Source organism: Pseudomonas sp. TH32, from assembly GCF_016650855.1.
In the GTDB taxonomy this organism is placed as follows: domain Bacteria; phylum Pseudomonadota; class Gammaproteobacteria; order Pseudomonadales; family Pseudomonadaceae; genus Aquipseudomonas.
Genome location: NZ_JAEKFA010000002.1, coordinates 1,457,932 through 1,473,656, shown reverse-complemented (window position 1 = coordinate 1,473,656; position 15,725 = coordinate 1,457,932). Strand labels below are relative to the sequence as shown.

Sequence of the window (15,725 nt, the reverse complement as noted above, 5' to 3'; positions counted from 1 at the left end):
TATGGAAATCTGGGGAAAGCTACTTGGGATATCTAACTGACTGTATCAACCGGCGTTCTCTTGGAGCTTGAGAATATGGTCGAACGCAGCTTCTTCGTTATCCTCATCGTCCTCATAACCAAATATGTCACCTAAGGACGGACGTTCATCCTGCTCGTCCTCGTCCTCGTCCTCGTCCTGATCCTCGTCATCGACGTCTTCAACCTCAGACTCATCCACAACATCTGCAGGCTCGGGAAGAGCATGCACAATGGGTCGAAGGATTGCATCAACGACGGCGGTTGCTTGAGCTGTCGCAATTTGGCTTTCTGACTCAAGATCAAGATGACCTTTGATCGAAGCCTCATTGATCTGATGCCACCCATCGACTTGCTCTACTGAGACCTGCACGTTGCTGCGGGACAGGTTCTTTTGAGTCAGTACAGCCGCGACTTCAGGAGAGTATTCATCGCTGAGCTTGTTGTACTCGGCGTGCTGGTGAAGCAAATTTGCAGTTCCTTTAGGGTCCACCATGAGATTAGCTCCGTCTGCTAATTGAGGGATATGTGTCATAACGACCAACCTTCGTCCAATTCGGACTTGACAGCGGCATCGCTACTTTAGCGCCCACTCGATGAAGGTCGAGTACGATCAGCTAGCACGCTGAATGAGAGCAACAGCCGGTCCCTAAAGACCACTAGCGACGTGACATCATACGATGGTACTTCATTCGCTACCAATGATTGGATCCAGTCCGAATCGCCATCGAGTAGATACACATGAACCGTCAAAACCATTACCGGTCACACATAAACTCTTTTCGTTGTCGATTAGCTAGAGGAGCTTGAACGCATTCCGTAAGCCACGCCATCTCAAAGAAATTCACTCAACCCGTCATAGATTGTTAAAGGCCAGCAAGGCAAATCGCTTTAACTTGCGGGACGTTTCCTAGAGAATCTTTCGGCCTTGTGCCTACTGGAACCACTGGCTAGTCTTCGCTCCGTCGCTGCACATCAGCGATCGGGTGTGGAAACCTGGAAATTCAGTGGGCGCCAAGCGTCAGCACCATAATCGTTGTCGGCGTTTTTTCGTCAGCGCTCTATGGCGGCTGTACGTGGGCAGACTTCGGTCTGGCCGGGTCCTACTGTCCGGTTTTCCACCCCGCGTATAGCTGCCACCCCCTGTCGTGTGGAAACGACATGAGGTGGATTCCACTCAGTAGGAGCTTATGCATGGACAAGATCGTTCCAGACCCACCTCGTTCCACCCGAGACCGCGAAGCCTTTGATCGCGCTTTAAGTCACTACGTAAAACCCGACCCCCTCTCTCATCCAATATTCACCGTTCACCACGACGTCAGCTTTGAAGACGCAATCGCCCAGCTCTCTGAGCTACTGCGCTGTGCAGCCGCAACGGCAGGAGGTTCAGCGCAGAACGCAACTGGGGAAAGCCGCGATATGGCGCACTCCACCGTGCACCTCATCGAGATGGCCCGTACCTTGGCTGATCAGGCGCTGGATTGTCTGAAACCACACTAAATTCGAAAACACCGCAAACCCAATGTGGGAGCGGGCTTGCTCGCGAAAGCGGTCTGTCAGTCACATATCTGCTGACTGATCCATCGCATTCGCGAGCAAGCCCGCTCCCACATTTTTGATCTGCTGCGTTTGGATTACTTGCGCGCGTCCTCCCATGATTTGAGCAACTGGTTGTAGCTGACCGTCTCGCCTTGCGGCTTCTCATTCGCCAGCTTCGGCTTCGGTGCACCCGGCTGGTCAAACCAGTACTGCGCGTCCCTTTCCTCGTTCATCTTCGGCCCGCAAATCGGCTGCACCTTGGAGCGTTCCAGGCGCGTCATGATCGCATCCTGGTCCTTGGCCAACCCATCCAGCGCCTGTTGCGGGGTTTTCTCGCCGCTGGCCGCTTCCGAAATATGGCTCCACCACAACTGCGCCAACCGTGGATAGTCCGGCACGTTGGTGCCGGTCGGGGTCCACTCCACCCGGGCCGGGCTGCGGTAGAACTCCACCAGGCCACCGAGTTTCGGCGCTAGGTCGGTCATGGCCTGGGAGTTGATGTCGGATTCACGAATCGGCGTCAGGCCCACGATGGTTTTCTTCAGCGACACGGTTTTCGAGGTCACGAACTGCGCGTACAGCCAGGCCGCGAGTTTCTGCTTCTCGGGCGTCGACTTGAGGAAGGTCCAGGAACCCACGTCCTGATAGCCCTTCTTCATGCCTTTTTCCCAATACGGTCCGACCGGCGATGGGGCCATGCGCCATTTCGGCGTGCCGTCGGCGTTCACCACCGGCAGGCCCGGCTTGGTCATGTCGGCGGTAAACGCGGTGTACCAGAAGATCTGCTGGGCGATGTTGCCCTGGGACGGCACCGGGCCGGATTCGGAGAAGGTCATGCCCGCCGCTTCCGGTGGCGCGTAGGCTTTCATCCAGTCCACGTATTTCTGCGTGGCATACACCGCCGCCGGGCCGTTGGTGTCGCCACCACGGGTCACACTGGAGCCCACCGGGTGGCAGTCCTCCACGCGAATGCCCCACTCGTCCACCGGCAATCCGTTGGGCAGGCCCTTGTCGCCGCCACCGGCCATGGAGAACCAGGCATCGGTGAAACGCCAGCCCAGGGAGGGGTCTTTCTTGCCGTAGTCCATGTGCCCGTAGACGCGCTTGCCATCGATTTCCTTGACGTCTTCGCTGAAGAATTTGGCGATGTCTTCATAGGCTGACCAGTTCACCGGCACGCCCAGTTCATAACCGTACTTCTCTTTGAACTTGGCTTTCAGGTCCGCCCGTTCGAACCAGTCGGCGCGGAACCAGTAAAGGTTGGCGAACTGCTGGTCGGGCAATTGGTAGATCTTGCCGTCCGGTGCGGTGGTGAACGAGATCCCGATGAAGTCCTTGATGTCCAGGGTGGGCGACGTGAAGTTCTTGCCTTCGTTGGCCATCAGGTCGGTGATGGATTCGGTCTTGCCATAGCGAAAGTGCGTACCGATCAAGTCGGAATCGTTGACCCAGCCGTCATAGATATTCTTGTCGGACTGCATCTGGGTTTGCAGCTTTTCCACCACGTCGCCTTCCTGCAGCAGGTCGTGGGTCAGCTTGATCCCGGTGATTTCACTGAAGGCCTTGGCCAGCACCTTGGACTCATACTCGTGGGTGGTGAGGGTTTCCGACACCACGTTGATCTTCATCCCGCGAAACGGCTCCGCGGCCTTGATAAACCACTTCAGTTCTTCGAGCTGTTGGGCTTCGGTAAGGGTCGACGGTTTGAACTCACTGCCGATCCATTTTTTTGCAGCGTCTTCATAGGCATCCGCCCAGGCCGCAGCACTGAGCCCGCTGAGCGCCAGCACGGCCGCCAATGAAATGCTATGTCGCAGCTTATTGTTTTTATCGAACATAGAGACCTCCTGGTTTTGGGGTTCAAAAGGGGCAACTAGCCCCAGCGCATCACAGACAACAGCCACACCAGAGACAGCGCGGACGCCACCCAGATGCTCCAGCCGGTTACGCCGATCACCAACAAATGCAGGTAGGCGCTGCCGAGAAGACCGATAAACAAGCGATCACCACGGGTGGTGCTGATCGGTAACAAGCCGCGCCGGGGGATACTCGGCGAACGCAATTCCCAGGTCGTCATGCCCACCAGCAGCAGGCCGATCGCGGCGAAGAACAGTGCAGTCGGGGTGGTCCAGGCCATCCATTCCATCATCGACTCCTCAGACCCGGCCCAGGGCAAAGCCCTTGGCCACGTGGTTGCGAACAAACCAGATCACCAGCATGCCCGGCAGGATGGTCAACACCCCCGCCGCCGCCAGCACGCCCCAGTCGATGCCGGACGCCGACACCGTGCGGGTCATCACGGCAGCGATGGGCTTGGCGTTCACCGACGTCAACGTGCGTGCCAGCAAGAGTTCGACCCAGGAAAACATGAAGCAGAAAAACGCCGTGACGCCGATCCCCGAGCCAATCAGCGGGATGAAAATCTTCACGAAAAACTTGGGGAAGCTGTACCCGTCGATGTAGGCGGTTTCGTCGATTTCCTTGGGCACACCCGACATGAAGCCTTCGAGAATCCACACCGCCAGCGGCACGTTGAACAGGCAGTGGGCCAGGGCCACCGCGATATGCGTATCGAACAGGCCAATGGACGAATACAGCTGGAAAAACGGCAGTAAAAACACCGCTGGCGGCGCCATGCGGTTGGTCAGCAGCCAGAAGAACAGGTGCTTGTCGCCGAGGAAGCGGTAGCGCGAGAACGCGTAGGCCGCAGGCAGCGCCACACTCAGGGAAATCACCGTGTTGAGGCTGACGTAGTACAGCGAGTTGAGGTAGCCGGTGTACCAGCTCGGGTCGGTGAAAATCACCTTGTAGTTGGCGAAGGTAAAGTCCTGGGGAAACAGGGTCAGGCCACCTAGGATTTCGGTGTTGCTCTTGAACGACATGTTCAGCAGCCAGTAGATCGGCACCAGCAGGAACAGGATGTAGACCAGCAGCGGGATAACCTTGCGCTTGCTCATGTTGGCGGCCTCAACGGTTGGCGTCGGAGTGGGTCATGGCGGTGTAGAACAGCCAGGACACCAACAGGATGATCAGGAAGTACACCAGGGAAAATGCCGCCGCCGGGCCCAGGTCGAATTGGCCTACGGCCATTTGAGTAAGGGTCTGACTGAGGAAGGTGGTGGCATTTCCCGGCCCGCCCCCCGTCAGTACAAACGGCTCGGTGTAGATCATGAAACTGTCCATGAACCGCAGCATCACCGCGATCAACAGCACGCTTTTCAGCTTCGGCAGCTGGATATGTCGGAATACCGCCCAACTGGACGCGCGATCAATCCGCGCCGCCTGGTAGTACACATCCGGGATCGCCCGCAGCCCCGAGAAACACAGGAGTGCCACCAGGGACGTCCAGTGCCATACGTCCATCACCAGCACGGTGACCCAGGCGTCCATGGTGTTGGCCGCATAGTTGTAGCTGATACCCATCGCGTTGAGCGTTGAACCCAGCAGGCCGATGTCGGCGCGGCCAAAAATCTGCCAGATGGTGCCCACCACGTTCCACGGAATCAGCAGCGGAATCGCCATCACGATCAACACCAACGAGGACCAGCGGCCCTTGGTGGGCATCGTCAGGGCGATGGCGATACCCAGGGGAATTTCGATCAGCAGCACGCACGCCGAATAGATGAACTGGCGCAACAGCGAGTCGTGCAGGCGCGGGTCCAGCAGCACCTGCTTGTACCAATCGGCGCCGACAAAGTAGCGGCTGGACTGATCGAAGATGTCCTGCACCGAATAGTTGACCACGGTCATCATCGGGATCACCGCACTGAAGGCCACCAGCAGGAACACCGGCAACACCAGCCACCATGCCTTGTTGTTCTGCACCTTGTTCATGGCTGTGCCTCCAGCAGGTAGTCGTCGGCATACACCATCAGCCATTGGCCCGGAAAGCTGATGGACGCGTGCCCCTCGGGCACCGGTTTGTCTTCGGCCAGGCGCACCTTCAACAGGGCGCCGTCGAGGTTGAGGGTCATGATCTTGTAGGTGCCGAGGTCTTCCACATGAGTGACTTGGGCCTGTAGCGCGTCAGCATTGTGCTCATCCCACACATGGATAAATTCCGGGCGGATACCCACCTGCAGTTTCTTGTAGGGCGTTTCGCCAATGCGCTGCTGCAACGCCTCGGGCAACGCCAGATGCGTGCCGGCAAAGCGCACACCGCCCGCCTCGGCCTGCACTTCAATCAGATTCATCCCCGGGCTGCCGATGAAATAGCCGACAAAGGTATGGCTCGGCCGCTCGAACAATTCCCGTGGCGTGCCGAACTGCACGATCTGCCCGCCGTACATCACCGCGATCTTGTCGGCGAAGGTCGAGGCCTCCAGTTGATCGTGGGTGACGTAGACCATGGTGATGTTGAACTGCTCGTGGATCTGCTTGAGCTTGCGCCGCAGCTTCCACTTCAGGTGCGGGTCGATCACCGTCAGCGGTTCGTCGAACAGGATCGCCGACACGTCATCACGCACCAGCCCGCGGCCCATGGAGACTTTCTGTTTTTCGTCGGCGGTGAGGTTGCGGGCTTTTTTGTCCAGCAGGTTTTGCAGGTCGAGCACCTCGGCAATTTCCTGCACCTTGCTGTGAATCTTCGCCTCGGCCATGCCCTGGTTTCGCAGTGGAAACGCCAGGTTATCGAACACCGTCATGGTGTCGTACACCACCGGGAACTGGAACACCTGGGCGATGTTGCGTTTTTCCGGGGTCAGCTCGTTGACCACCTTGGTGTCGAACAACACCTGGCCTTCGGAAGGGCTGAGCAGGCCGGAGATGATATTCAGCAACGTCGACTTGCCGCAGCCCGAGGGGCCAAGCAACGCGTAGGCGCCGCCCTGCTCCCAGACGTGGTTCATTTCGCGAATCGCGTAGTCCTCGGGGCCGGCGGGCTTTGCGCTGTAGCTGTGGGCCAGGTTCTGCAAATGGATCTCGGCCATCAGGCAACCCTCGCGACACGTCGGCCCGGGGCCTGGACCAGACGTCCCTGGCCATCGAACACAAACAATTTGTGGGTAGGGATATAGATGCGGATCGGCGCGTCGACGTCGTACTCATGCACGCCGGGCAAATGCAGCACCAGCAGGAAGTGCTCGCTGCGCACGTGCAGGAAGGTTTCCGAGCCGCTGATTTCGGCGACTTCCACGGTCACCGCCAGCTCCAGGTCGTCATCGTTGCTGGGCACCAGGCTGATATGGCTGGGCCGCACGCCAAAGCGGAACTCGCCTTCGCCGATGGGCCGCAGGTCGACGTTGAGCGGGAAGTGCACAAAGTTGGCAAAGCTCACTTCATTGCCGCTGATGCGCCCGGGCATCAGGTTGATCGGCGGCTCGGAAAACAGCTCGGCCGCCAGCACGGTTTGCGGCTGGTGATAGACCTCGGCGGCCTTGCCGCTCTGGATCACCCGGCCCTCATGGAGAATGGTAGTGGTGCCGCCCAGGGCCAGGGCTTCGTTGGGTTCGGTGGTGGCGTAGATGGCGATGGTGTGGCGGGCCTTGAACAGCTCGCGCATTTCCTGACGCAGTTCTTCGCGCAGCTTGTAGTCCAGGTTCACCAGGGGCTCGTCGAACAGGATCAGCTCGGCGTCCTTGACCAGCGCCCGGGCCATGGCGGTGCGCTGCTGCTGGCCGCCGGAAAGCTCCAGCGGGTGACGCTGGAGGAATTTCTCGATGCGCAGCATTTTCGCGGTTTCGAGGACCTTGCTCTGGATCTGCTCGGCCGACACACCGGCCTGGCGCAGCGGCGAGGCGATGTTCTCGAACACGGTCATGGTCGGGTAATTGATGAACTGCTGATAGACCATCGACACGTTGCGCAAACGCACCGGCTTTTGGGTGACGTCGACGCCGTTCATCAGGATGCGCCCACTGTCAGGCTTGTCCAGGCCGGCCATCAGGCGCATCAGGCTGGTCTTGCCGGACAGCGTGCGGCCCAGCAATACATTGAAGGAACCGGCTTCGAAACGCAGGTTGGCGTCGTCGATCCAGGTCTGGCCTTCAACAACGCGAGTGACGTGCTCCAGGGTCAATGACATGACACGACCTTTTTATTATTGGAATGGTTCTGGCAAGCACACAGAGCGAGTTCCGTGCCAAAAACCCAAAACCCAGGCCGGTCAACGGGTTAGGCAAAACGGCCGTTCACCTCTGAACAGAAATGAACAGACCGGCCTGAACAACTGAACACCTGGCGGGTTGACAATGAACAGTTCTGAACAACACTGAATGAGCCTTTCGAACCCAGAACAACAATAAAACAAGGGTCACCGCCATGAGCACACCGCTGGCGCACGATGCCATCATCCAGGACTCCTGGCGCCGCTGCCGCGCCTATGGCCTGGATCACCAGAGCACGCCGAGTTTCGATCAACTGCCTGCAGACGGCGTGCGCCAATTGCTGGAGAGCCAGCATTCCCTCGTGCAAACCACCCACCAGGAAGTGCTGCCCTACTACGAAAACATCCTGAGCAATTCCAACTGCCTGATCATGCTCGCCGACAACCAGGGCCAGGTGCTGACCTCCTGGGGCACCCAGCGTTTTATCGAACCGACATTGGCCCGTGGCTTCAGCGCCGGCGCCAGCTGGATGGAGCGCGCAAGCGGCACCAACGCCATCGGCACCGCCCTGGCCTGTGCCCAGGCGGTGCACATCGAGCACGACGAGCACTTCCTCAAGGCCAACCGTTTCATGACCGGCTCGGCGGCGCCGATCTTCGATGCCCAGCGGGAAATCATCGCGGTGCTGGATGTGTCCAGCGACAGCTACCTGCCGCCCTCCCACACCCTCGGCATGGTCAAGATGATGAGCCAGACGGTAGAGAACCGGCTGATCCTCAACCTGTTTCGCGGCGAACATTTCCAGCTGACGTTCAACACCGGGTTGAACAACCTTGATAGCCAGTGGGCCGGGTTACTGATTTTTGATGAAAGTGGCCAGGTGCTGTCGGCCAACCGCCGGGCAGACAACCTGCTGGGCATCAGCCTGTCGCGGGTGCTGATCGACAGCCTCTTCAAGGTCTCGCTCCTGGAGTTGCTCAACCAGCCCGAAGGCCTGCCCTTCTCGCTGCAAGCCGCCGGGCGCAACCGTTTCCAATGCCTGTTGAAACGCCCGAAGCAGGCGCCGGTGCAGGCTCGCGTGTTTGTCGAGACAAAGAAACCGAGCGAGCCTGCGCCCACGGCCATCAACCTCAAGACCCTGCACTTTGGCGACGCCCGGGTGGAAAAGGCGGTACGCCAGGCCGAGCGCTTGCTGGAAAAGGACATCCCATTGCTGATCCACGGTGAAACCGGCGTGGGCAAGGAAGTCTTCGTCAAAGCCCTGCACCAGGCCAGCTCCCGCAGCCAACAGGCGTTTATCGCGGTCAACTGCGCGGCGATCCCCGCCGAACTGGTGGAATCGGAACTGTTCGGCTACGAAAAAGGCGCGTTTACCGGCGCCAACCAGAAAGGCAGCATCGGCCTGATCCGCAAGGCAGACAAAGGCACTTTGTTCCTCGACGAGATCGGCGACATGCCGCTGCCGACCCAGGCCCGGCTGCTGCGGGTGTTGCAGGAACGCTGTGTGCAGCCTGTGGGCAGCAGCGAGTTGTTCCCGGTGGATTTGCGGATCATCTCCGCCACCAACCGCTCGCTGCGGGAACAGGTGCAGCTCGGACGTTTTCGCGAAGACCTGTATTACCGCATCGGTGGCCTGACCCTGGAACTGCCGCCGCTACGGGAACGCACCGATAAACAGGCGCTGTTCAAGCAACTGTGGCAACAGCATCGCGAGCCGACCCAGTGGGCCGGGTTGAGTAACGAAGTGCTGGCGCTGTTTGAGCAGCACCCATGGCCGGGGAATTTGCGCCAGGTGAGCAGCGTGTTGCAGGTGGCGCTGGCGATGGCGGAAGAGCAGCCAATCCGGGCGGAGCATTTGCCGGATGATTTTTTTGTGGATTTGAATGGGGTGGTACCGGAGCCAAGCGCTGAACGGTTGGATGACAGCATGGACCTGGCCCAACGCCTGAAAGCAGCGGGCGGCAATATCTCGCACCTGGCGCGGGAGTTGGGGGTTAGCCGTAATACGCTGTACAAGCGCCTTAAGCAAAACGGGGATTCTGGTCAGGGACACGGTTAAACCTGTGGGAGCTGGCTTGCCTGCGATGGCGGAGTGTCAGTCAACATCTCTGTCACTGATACACCGCTATCGCAGGCAAGCCAGCTCCCACACTTGAACTACGTCGGGTTTGAAATTTGGGCTCAGTTCAGAACCGGCGTCGCCCCCATCGGCACTTTGCGACCCGGTGCTGCCATCTCGAACAGTTGCTCAACCCGGGCACTTTCTTCCGCACTCGGCTTGATCGCCCACGCACACACCACAAAAATCCCCGCATTGACCACCAACCCGACGATCCCGCTGGTCAACGACCCCAGCCCGGGGATGTCATCCGGGTACATCGTCGTCAGCACAATCGCCACCACAATCCCGGCCAGCATCCCGGCAATCGCGCCTTCCTTGTTGCCGCGACGGCTGAAGATTCCGAAAAACAGCGGCACCGCCAACTGGATAATCCCCTGGTAGGAAATCTGTGCCAGCAATTGCAGCCGCGCGTAATCAAAGGTCAGGTACGCCAGCACCGAGGCGGCGACGATAAACACCACCATCCCGGACTTGGCCAGCAGCGTCAGTTGGCGATCGGTACGCGAGGTGTTCCAGGTGGCCAGGTCATTGGCGAACTGCGTACCGCAGACCTGCACGCAACCGTCCACGTGGCCGATGCTCGCCGCCAGCACGATGACGATCGCCAGCGCCAGCATCCACGGCCCGCCGATGTCGAACAGCGACAGGAACCAGCCTTGTTGCGGGTGCGCAATGACGTTCGGGTCCTGGCTGATAGCGGCGGCAAACAGCATAAGGATGCCGTAGAAACCACCCACCAACAGGATCGTGTACAGCGTGCCTTTCTTCACCGCCTTGACGCCGCTGGCGGTGTAGATGCGCTGAAAACTCATGGGCCAGCACATCGAGCCGATCACCCCGGTAAAAATCAGGCTGAACATGTACATCGGGCCATAACCGGTGCCGCTGGCGCCAGGGATCAGCAGCATCTTGGCCGGCAAGTGCGACAGGTTGGAGAACGACGCCTGGTCGCCAAACAACAGGAACACACACAGCGCCGCACACAACACGTAGGCAATCAGGCCCTGGAACATGTCGGTCATGATCAGCCCGCGCATGCCCATGCTCACGGTCCAGTACTGGCGCACCAGCACCACCACCACGCCGGCGATCAGGCAGGTGGTGACGCCCCAGCGGCCAAAACTGGCGAACTGGAACAGCATCGCCAAGGCCTGGATGCCCATCACCACCCACGGGAATACCGAGATGATGCCGATGATCGAGGCCACGCGTTTGACCACTGGGCTGTTGAAGCGCATGCCGAGCAAGTCTGGCTGGGTGCGCAGGTTGAAGCGCTGGCCCCAGGTCCAGGCGCGGCGCGCCATCAGGTACATCGCGGTCACGCCCAGGGTCGCGTAGACCATGCCGTAGAAGCCCAGGGCGCCGCCGATGGTCAGGGCAAAAAACGCGGTAAAGGTCGAGCCCGGCCACCACGAGTTGGTGTAACACATGGCGATGTACCAAGGCCCGTAGGAACGCCCGCCTACGGCGTAATCGGAAAAGCTCGTGCTCTCGCGGTTGGTGGCGTACAGCACGGCAATCATCCCGGCCAGGAACAGGCCGATCACGCCGAAGGTGATAAAGAGGTGGGCATCGCTGGTGGTGCTGATCATGGCGCATCCCCCTCTTCGGGAATTTCACCGGCTTTCAGCTCGGCGACATACAGCGCCCACAGGCCCAGGCCGGCGAGAACCGCGATGGCGATCCAGTAGAAGATCGGCAACGGAATGCCCAGTACCAATGCGGTACTGCCGCTCACGCTCAAATAGAACGGCGGGAATAAAGCGAGCATCAGCAACAGGAAGAAGTACACGCCGAAGAGTTGGCTCTTCAGGCGTCCGGGTGGTGCGGTATCGGATTTCATGAGTCGGGTGCTCCTTGAATTTCTGGATCGGTTTGTTATGTGATCAAACAAAAAATCAAGCAGTGAAACGTCAGCGCAAACCAGCGCCAAAGGCGGAACCTGAGGTGTCGTCGTTATTGTTATGGCGCAGGCTCAAGCCTGTCTTAGCCAGGTTTCCCATTGCGAATCGTTGATGATGCTGCGGGCGCGCATGTGCTTCCACGTGCCGTATTTGTAGAAGTCGAAATCCAGCTGCGACACCGCGTGCTGCACCATCGCCCAGGTCGACCATTTGATGTCCGCCAGGGCCTTGTGCAACTTGATGCGCGCCAGGTTCTGCGGGGTGACCTGGCCGAAGTAGTCTTCGATCAGGGCCAGCTCCATCTCGTCGGTAAAAAACATCTCGCCGAACCACAGCGCCAGCTCGTAATGCCGGTCGTTGTTGGAGGCGTATTCGAAGTCCACCAGGCGAATCTGCCGACGGTCGTTGAGCATGAAATTACCCGCCAGGGTGTCGTTCATGCACGGCGCCAGGTCGATACCGGAAGCTTGCAGCACACCCCGCGCGCGATCGCATTGGCGGCGCAGCCAGGCGTCATCGTCGGGTTTGCAGCCGTTGAGTTGCTCCACCTGGCGCTGGTGCTCGGCGATCATGTCGAACACGGTTTTGGTCTGCACCAGCGGCGGCTGGTCGTTGAAGGCCTTGAGGGCGTGCAACGCGTTGTGGCGCACGTCGCGGTCAAGAAAATCGTGGTTGGACGAGGCGCGCCAACCTTCCATGAACTCGAAGACTTCCACGCCGAATTCCTCAAGGAAGGCAAACACCGGCGCGCCGTAGCCGGTTTGCGCCGCCTTGAGGCTGGCGTCGTGGGCGGTGCGGCGGTCGATAAACATTTCGGTGCCCACACCGGGCACCTTGAAGAAATACGCCGTATCGATGCCGGCCACTTCCACCCGCCAGTTTGTGTTGGAAATCCCGCCGCTGACCGGCTCATAACGAATTCCGGTGCCGCCCCAACTGGCGACCCCGCGCACCGCCGCTTCCAGCTGACACTCTTGTGGCGTACACGCCTCACCTAACGCTTTCATGCCTGCCCCTCCTGTACCTGACGTAGCCAACTTTCAAACCGTGGGTCTTGCAGGCTCTGGCGGCAGCGCAGCAACGTCCACTGCCCGACTTTGGAGAACTCCAGCGGCCGCGCCGAGGTGGCGCCGACCCACAGGCCCCAAAGGGTCCAGTACCAATCGTTGATCAGGGCGTACAAACGGCAGCGGGCGTAGTCGCTTTCGCGGCATTGGCCGGCCCAGGCAGTGATGCCTTCACGCCAGTCGCTTTCGAAGACATACAGCTCGTTAAGGCTGATGGCCACGTCGTACCAGGGGTCACCGCAGCCGCCGTAGTCGAAGTCGATCAGTTGCAAGGCGCCCTCCGGGCCAATCATCACGTTGCTGGCCACGCCGTCGCCGTGCAGCGGCACCGACGCGCTGGTGTTCAGTTGCAGGGAAGTCCAGGCCAGGTCAATGCAGGTACTGATCCAGGCGTGGTCGAGGGGCAAGGCCACGCTGTAGCGCACGCACAACTCGCGCACGTGCTGGATGTCTTGCAGCGGCGAGCGGGTGAAACCCGGGGAAGTGCCGGCGTGCAGTTGTTTCTTCAGTGCCCAGAGCGCCTGCAAGCGCTGGGGCTGCATCAATTCGTCGAGGCGGGCCCAGCGCCATTCACTGGCGGGCAACGCATCCAGCAGCAACACCCCCGCCGCTGCATCCACCAGGCGCACACCCGGCGTCACGTCGCAATCGGCCGCCAGTTGGGTGGCGCGGGCGGTGCGTTCGATGTCGATCAGCGCGCGCATGTCGTCATGCAAGACCTTGGCGTAACACTGGCCCCACGGCGCGGTGACGGTATAACCGGTCCACTCGGTGGCCAGCCGCACCGGCGAGGCAATCCCGGCGGTGCCCTCTTCGACCACCACATGGGCGGACAGGCCGGCGGCCTCAAGGGCGCCCAGCAGCCGCGACTTAGCTTGCAAACGACTCGACATGGCAGACCTCAGCGGTAGGCGTTGGGGGTGGAACAGGCGCGGTGCAGCAACGCGGTCAGCATGTGCAAACCGTTGCGCATGTCCTGCTCGCTGGTGAACTCCGCTTCGTTATGGGACACGCCGTTGCTGCTCGGAATAAACAGCAGGCACACCGGGTAATGCCGGCTCAGGCTGATGGCGTCGTGGCCCGAGACGGTGACGCTGTTGCCGATGGGCAAGCCCAGTTGCTGGCCGACGCTGTAGGCCAACTCGGAGAAGCCGTGGTGCAGGTGAGTCGGCTCACGCAGGGCGCGGCTTTCGATGGTGTAGTCCGTCGCCGTGGCAGCGGCGGTGGCCTTGAGCGTGGCGTCCAGGCGCGCGCCGGCGGCGGCCAGCAACTCGGTGTCTGGCGAACGGTACTCGACGTGCAGTGTCACGCTGGAGGGCACCACGTTCGGAGAGTTGGGGTAGATCTCCAGGCGCCCCACCGAGCTGTGCAGTTGCGTACCGTGCAGGTCGGCCTCGGCCCGCACGGCGGTGATCGCATGGGCGGCGGCCAGCAAGGCGTCCTTGCGCGCAGCCATGGGCGTGGGGCCGGTGTGGTTCTGTTCGCCGATAAACCGAATCCTTTGTTTGAGGGCGGCCCAAGTGTCGCGGACCACGCCGATGGCCAGGCCGTCGCGCTCAAGGCCGTCGCCTTGCTCAACGTGGATTTCCACATAACCGGCCACGTCCAGTTCGACCCGGCCCTCCCCCAAGTAGCCAATCTGTTGCAGCGCATGCTTGAGGCTGATCCCGTCGCCATCGCGGCACGCCCAGGCGTCTTGCAGGGCGAGGTCGCCAGTGAATACGCTGCTGCCGATCAGGCTGGGCTGGAAGCGAGCGCCCTCCTCGTTGGTCCAGTTCACCACCGCCAGATTGCACGCCGGCACTTCGCCACGTTCACGCAGTTGGCGGGCCAGGCTGGCCACCGCGACCGCGCCGGCCAGCACTCCGTAGACACCATCGAAACGCCCGGCACTGGGCTGGCTGTCCAGGTGCGAGCCGCACAGCACGTAGGGGGCGTCTGGGTTAAAGGTGATCAAACCGAACAGATTACCCACCGCATCCACCCGCACTTCAAAGCCGCGTTCGGTCAGCCAGGCGGCGAACAGGTCGCGCACGGCGCCATCCTCTGCCGAGGCTGCCAGGCGGTGCAGCCCGCCGGCCCGGGTCGCGCCGATGGCTGAAGAGTCGCGGAACAGCGCCTCGAAGGTTTCAAGGTCCTGGTCACTGGGCGCCAGCAACTCAGGGGTAAAGGATGTCGACATGGGCTTGCTCCAGGCGGGTCGCAAAATCGTCGGACGGCGCACGATTGGTGACCAGGGTCGTGATGGCGCTGAATGGCAGCGTATTGATGAACGTGCGATGGCCGAACTTGGCGTCGTCGGCCAGGATCACGCTGCGCAGGCTGTGTTTGGTCAGTTCCCGGCGCAGCAGCGCCTCGGGTTCCTGGTAGTCCATGAGCCCCAGTTCCAGGTCGACGGCGCCGATGCCCATGAAGGCAATGTCGTAATGGAACTGTCGGACGAATTCCAGGGTGTGGGCGCCAATCAGCGCGTTGTCGTTGCGGCGTACATCGCCGGGCACCACCAGCACCTGGTTGGCGCTTTGTTCGGTGATCAGGCGGGCGATGTCCAGGGAGTTGGTGATGATGCGCAACTGGCTGAACCCGATCAGTTGCTGGGCCAGGGCCAGGGTCGAGGTACCGGTGTCGAGGAACAGCACCATGCCTTCGCTCACCAGCTTCGCCGCACACACTGCAATGCGTGTCTTGGCCTGGGGCTTGATGCGGCTGCGCACTTGCAGCGGCTGTTCTTCGTTGAGCCGAGGCAATATCGCACCACCGTGGATGCGCCGCAGCTTGCCGGCTTCTTCCAGGTACTTGAAGTCGCGGCGGATGGTTTCTTCGGAGACGAACAACGCCTGCGCCAGGTCCGAGGCCTTGACGCGCTGGTGTTGGGTGAGCAGGAGCATGATTTCGTCGAGACGTGGCTGATTCAGCATAAAAGAGGTATTCCAGGGCAGGTTCAGGCGGCCGGTATTGCGCGGCCCACGGCGAGACGCGGCGCGAGCCGGTCCAGCAGGGAGCATAGAGCGTAATACGGCCATGGACAGGGT

General features: G+C 60.5%; 15 protein-coding genes. 2 read left to right on the top strand and 13 right to left on the bottom strand.

Annotated elements, in window-relative coordinates:
• Positions 1-45: 45 nt before the first annotated feature.
• Positions 46-513: a hypothetical protein gene (locus tag JFV30_RS10420; protein WP_201123509.1), complete on the bottom strand. Its 468-nt coding sequence runs from the start codon at positions 511-513 to the stop codon at positions 46-48.
• Positions 514-1,211: 698 nt separating this feature from the next.
• Between JFV30_RS10420 and JFV30_RS10415 the strand changes: the two genes are divergently transcribed.
• Positions 1,212-1,517: a DUF6124 family protein gene (locus JFV30_RS10415; RefSeq protein WP_201123507.1), complete on the top strand. Its 306-nt coding sequence runs from the start codon at positions 1,212-1,214 to the stop codon at positions 1,515-1,517.
• A 134-nt stretch (positions 1,518-1,651) separates the two neighbouring features.
• On the opposite strand, the gene JFV30_RS10410 is transcribed toward JFV30_RS10415, so the two are convergent.
• Genes JFV30_RS10410 through JFV30_RS10385 form a run of 6 tightly spaced genes read right to left on the bottom strand, consistent with a single transcriptional unit; the run spans position 1,652 to position 7,578 of the window.
• A complete protein-coding gene (locus JFV30_RS10410) occupies positions 1,652-3,394 on the bottom strand; it encodes an ABC transporter substrate-binding protein (protein ID WP_201123506.1) in 1,743 nt (580 codons plus the stop codon).
• A gap of 35 nt (positions 3,395-3,429) precedes the next feature.
• Positions 3,430-3,702, bottom strand: coding sequence for a DUF2160 domain-containing protein (locus tag JFV30_RS10405; protein WP_010173082.1), 273 nt, complete (start codon positions 3,700-3,702; stop codon positions 3,430-3,432).
• Between the two features lie 10 nt (positions 3,703-3,712).
• A complete protein-coding gene (locus tag JFV30_RS10400; protein ID WP_008433050.1) occupies positions 3,713-4,513 on the bottom strand; it encodes a carbohydrate ABC transporter permease in 801 nt (266 codons plus the stop codon).
• 10 nt (positions 4,514-4,523) lie between these two features.
• On the bottom strand, positions 4,524-5,390 hold the full coding sequence (locus tag JFV30_RS10395; protein ID WP_010173085.1) for a carbohydrate ABC transporter permease: 867 nt from the start codon (positions 5,388-5,390) through the stop codon (positions 4,524-4,526).
• Positions 5,387-6,484 carry an ABC transporter ATP-binding protein gene (locus JFV30_RS10390; RefSeq protein WP_201123504.1) on the bottom strand — a complete coding sequence of 366 codons (1,098 nt, stop codon included), beginning with the start codon at positions 6,482-6,484 and terminating at the stop codon, positions 5,387-5,389. Before JFV30_RS10390 ends, JFV30_RS10395 begins: the two co-directional genes overlap by 4 nt.
• On the bottom strand, positions 6,484-7,578 hold the full coding sequence (locus tag JFV30_RS10385) for an ABC transporter ATP-binding protein (protein WP_003218524.1): 1,095 nt from the start codon (positions 7,576-7,578) through the stop codon (positions 6,484-6,486). Before JFV30_RS10385 ends, JFV30_RS10390 begins: the two co-directional genes overlap by 1 nt.
• Before the next feature lie 236 nt (positions 7,579-7,814).
• Here JFV30_RS10385 and JFV30_RS10380 point away from each other — a divergent pair, with 236 nt between their 5' ends.
• On the top strand, positions 7,815-9,659 hold the full coding sequence (locus JFV30_RS10380; protein WP_201123502.1) for a sigma-54-dependent Fis family transcriptional regulator: 1,845 nt from the start codon (positions 7,815-7,817) through the stop codon (positions 9,657-9,659).
• 122 nt (positions 9,660-9,781) lie between these two features.
• On the opposite strand, the gene JFV30_RS10375 is transcribed toward JFV30_RS10380, so the two are convergent.
• The 6 genes from JFV30_RS10375 to JFV30_RS10350 all read right to left on the bottom strand — a co-directional run bounded on the left by JFV30_RS10375 (position 9,782) and on the right by JFV30_RS10350 (position 15,611).
• Positions 9,782-11,314, bottom strand: a complete 1,533-nt coding sequence (locus JFV30_RS10375; protein WP_201123500.1) for a sodium:solute symporter family protein — start codon at positions 11,312-11,314, stop codon at positions 9,782-9,784.
• Positions 11,311-11,565 (bottom strand): hypothetical protein, encoded by a 255-nt coding sequence (locus JFV30_RS10370; RefSeq protein ID WP_010173095.1) that lies wholly within the window; start codon positions 11,563-11,565, stop codon positions 11,311-11,313. Before JFV30_RS10370 ends, JFV30_RS10375 begins: the two co-directional genes overlap by 4 nt.
• Before the next feature lie 132 nt (positions 11,566-11,697).
• Positions 11,698-12,633, bottom strand: a complete 936-nt coding sequence (locus JFV30_RS10365; protein ID WP_201123498.1) for a choline kinase family protein — start codon at positions 12,631-12,633, stop codon at positions 11,698-11,700.
• Positions 12,630-13,586, bottom strand: a complete 957-nt coding sequence (locus tag JFV30_RS10360; protein ID WP_201123496.1) for an aminoglycoside phosphotransferase family protein — start codon at positions 13,584-13,586, stop codon at positions 12,630-12,632. The genes JFV30_RS10365 and JFV30_RS10360 overlap by 4 nt, the downstream gene beginning before the upstream one ends.
• 8 nt (positions 13,587-13,594) lie before the next feature.
• Positions 13,595-14,875: a M20 family metallo-hydrolase gene (locus JFV30_RS10355; protein WP_169388108.1), complete on the bottom strand. Its 1,281-nt coding sequence runs from the start codon at positions 14,873-14,875 to the stop codon at positions 13,595-13,597.
• Positions 14,853-15,611 carry a DeoR/GlpR family DNA-binding transcription regulator gene (locus tag JFV30_RS10350; RefSeq protein ID WP_201123494.1) on the bottom strand — a complete coding sequence of 253 codons (759 nt, stop codon included), beginning with the start codon at positions 15,609-15,611 and terminating at the stop codon, positions 14,853-14,855. Before JFV30_RS10350 ends, JFV30_RS10355 begins: the two co-directional genes overlap by 23 nt.
• Positions 15,612-15,725: the final 114 nt, after the last annotated feature.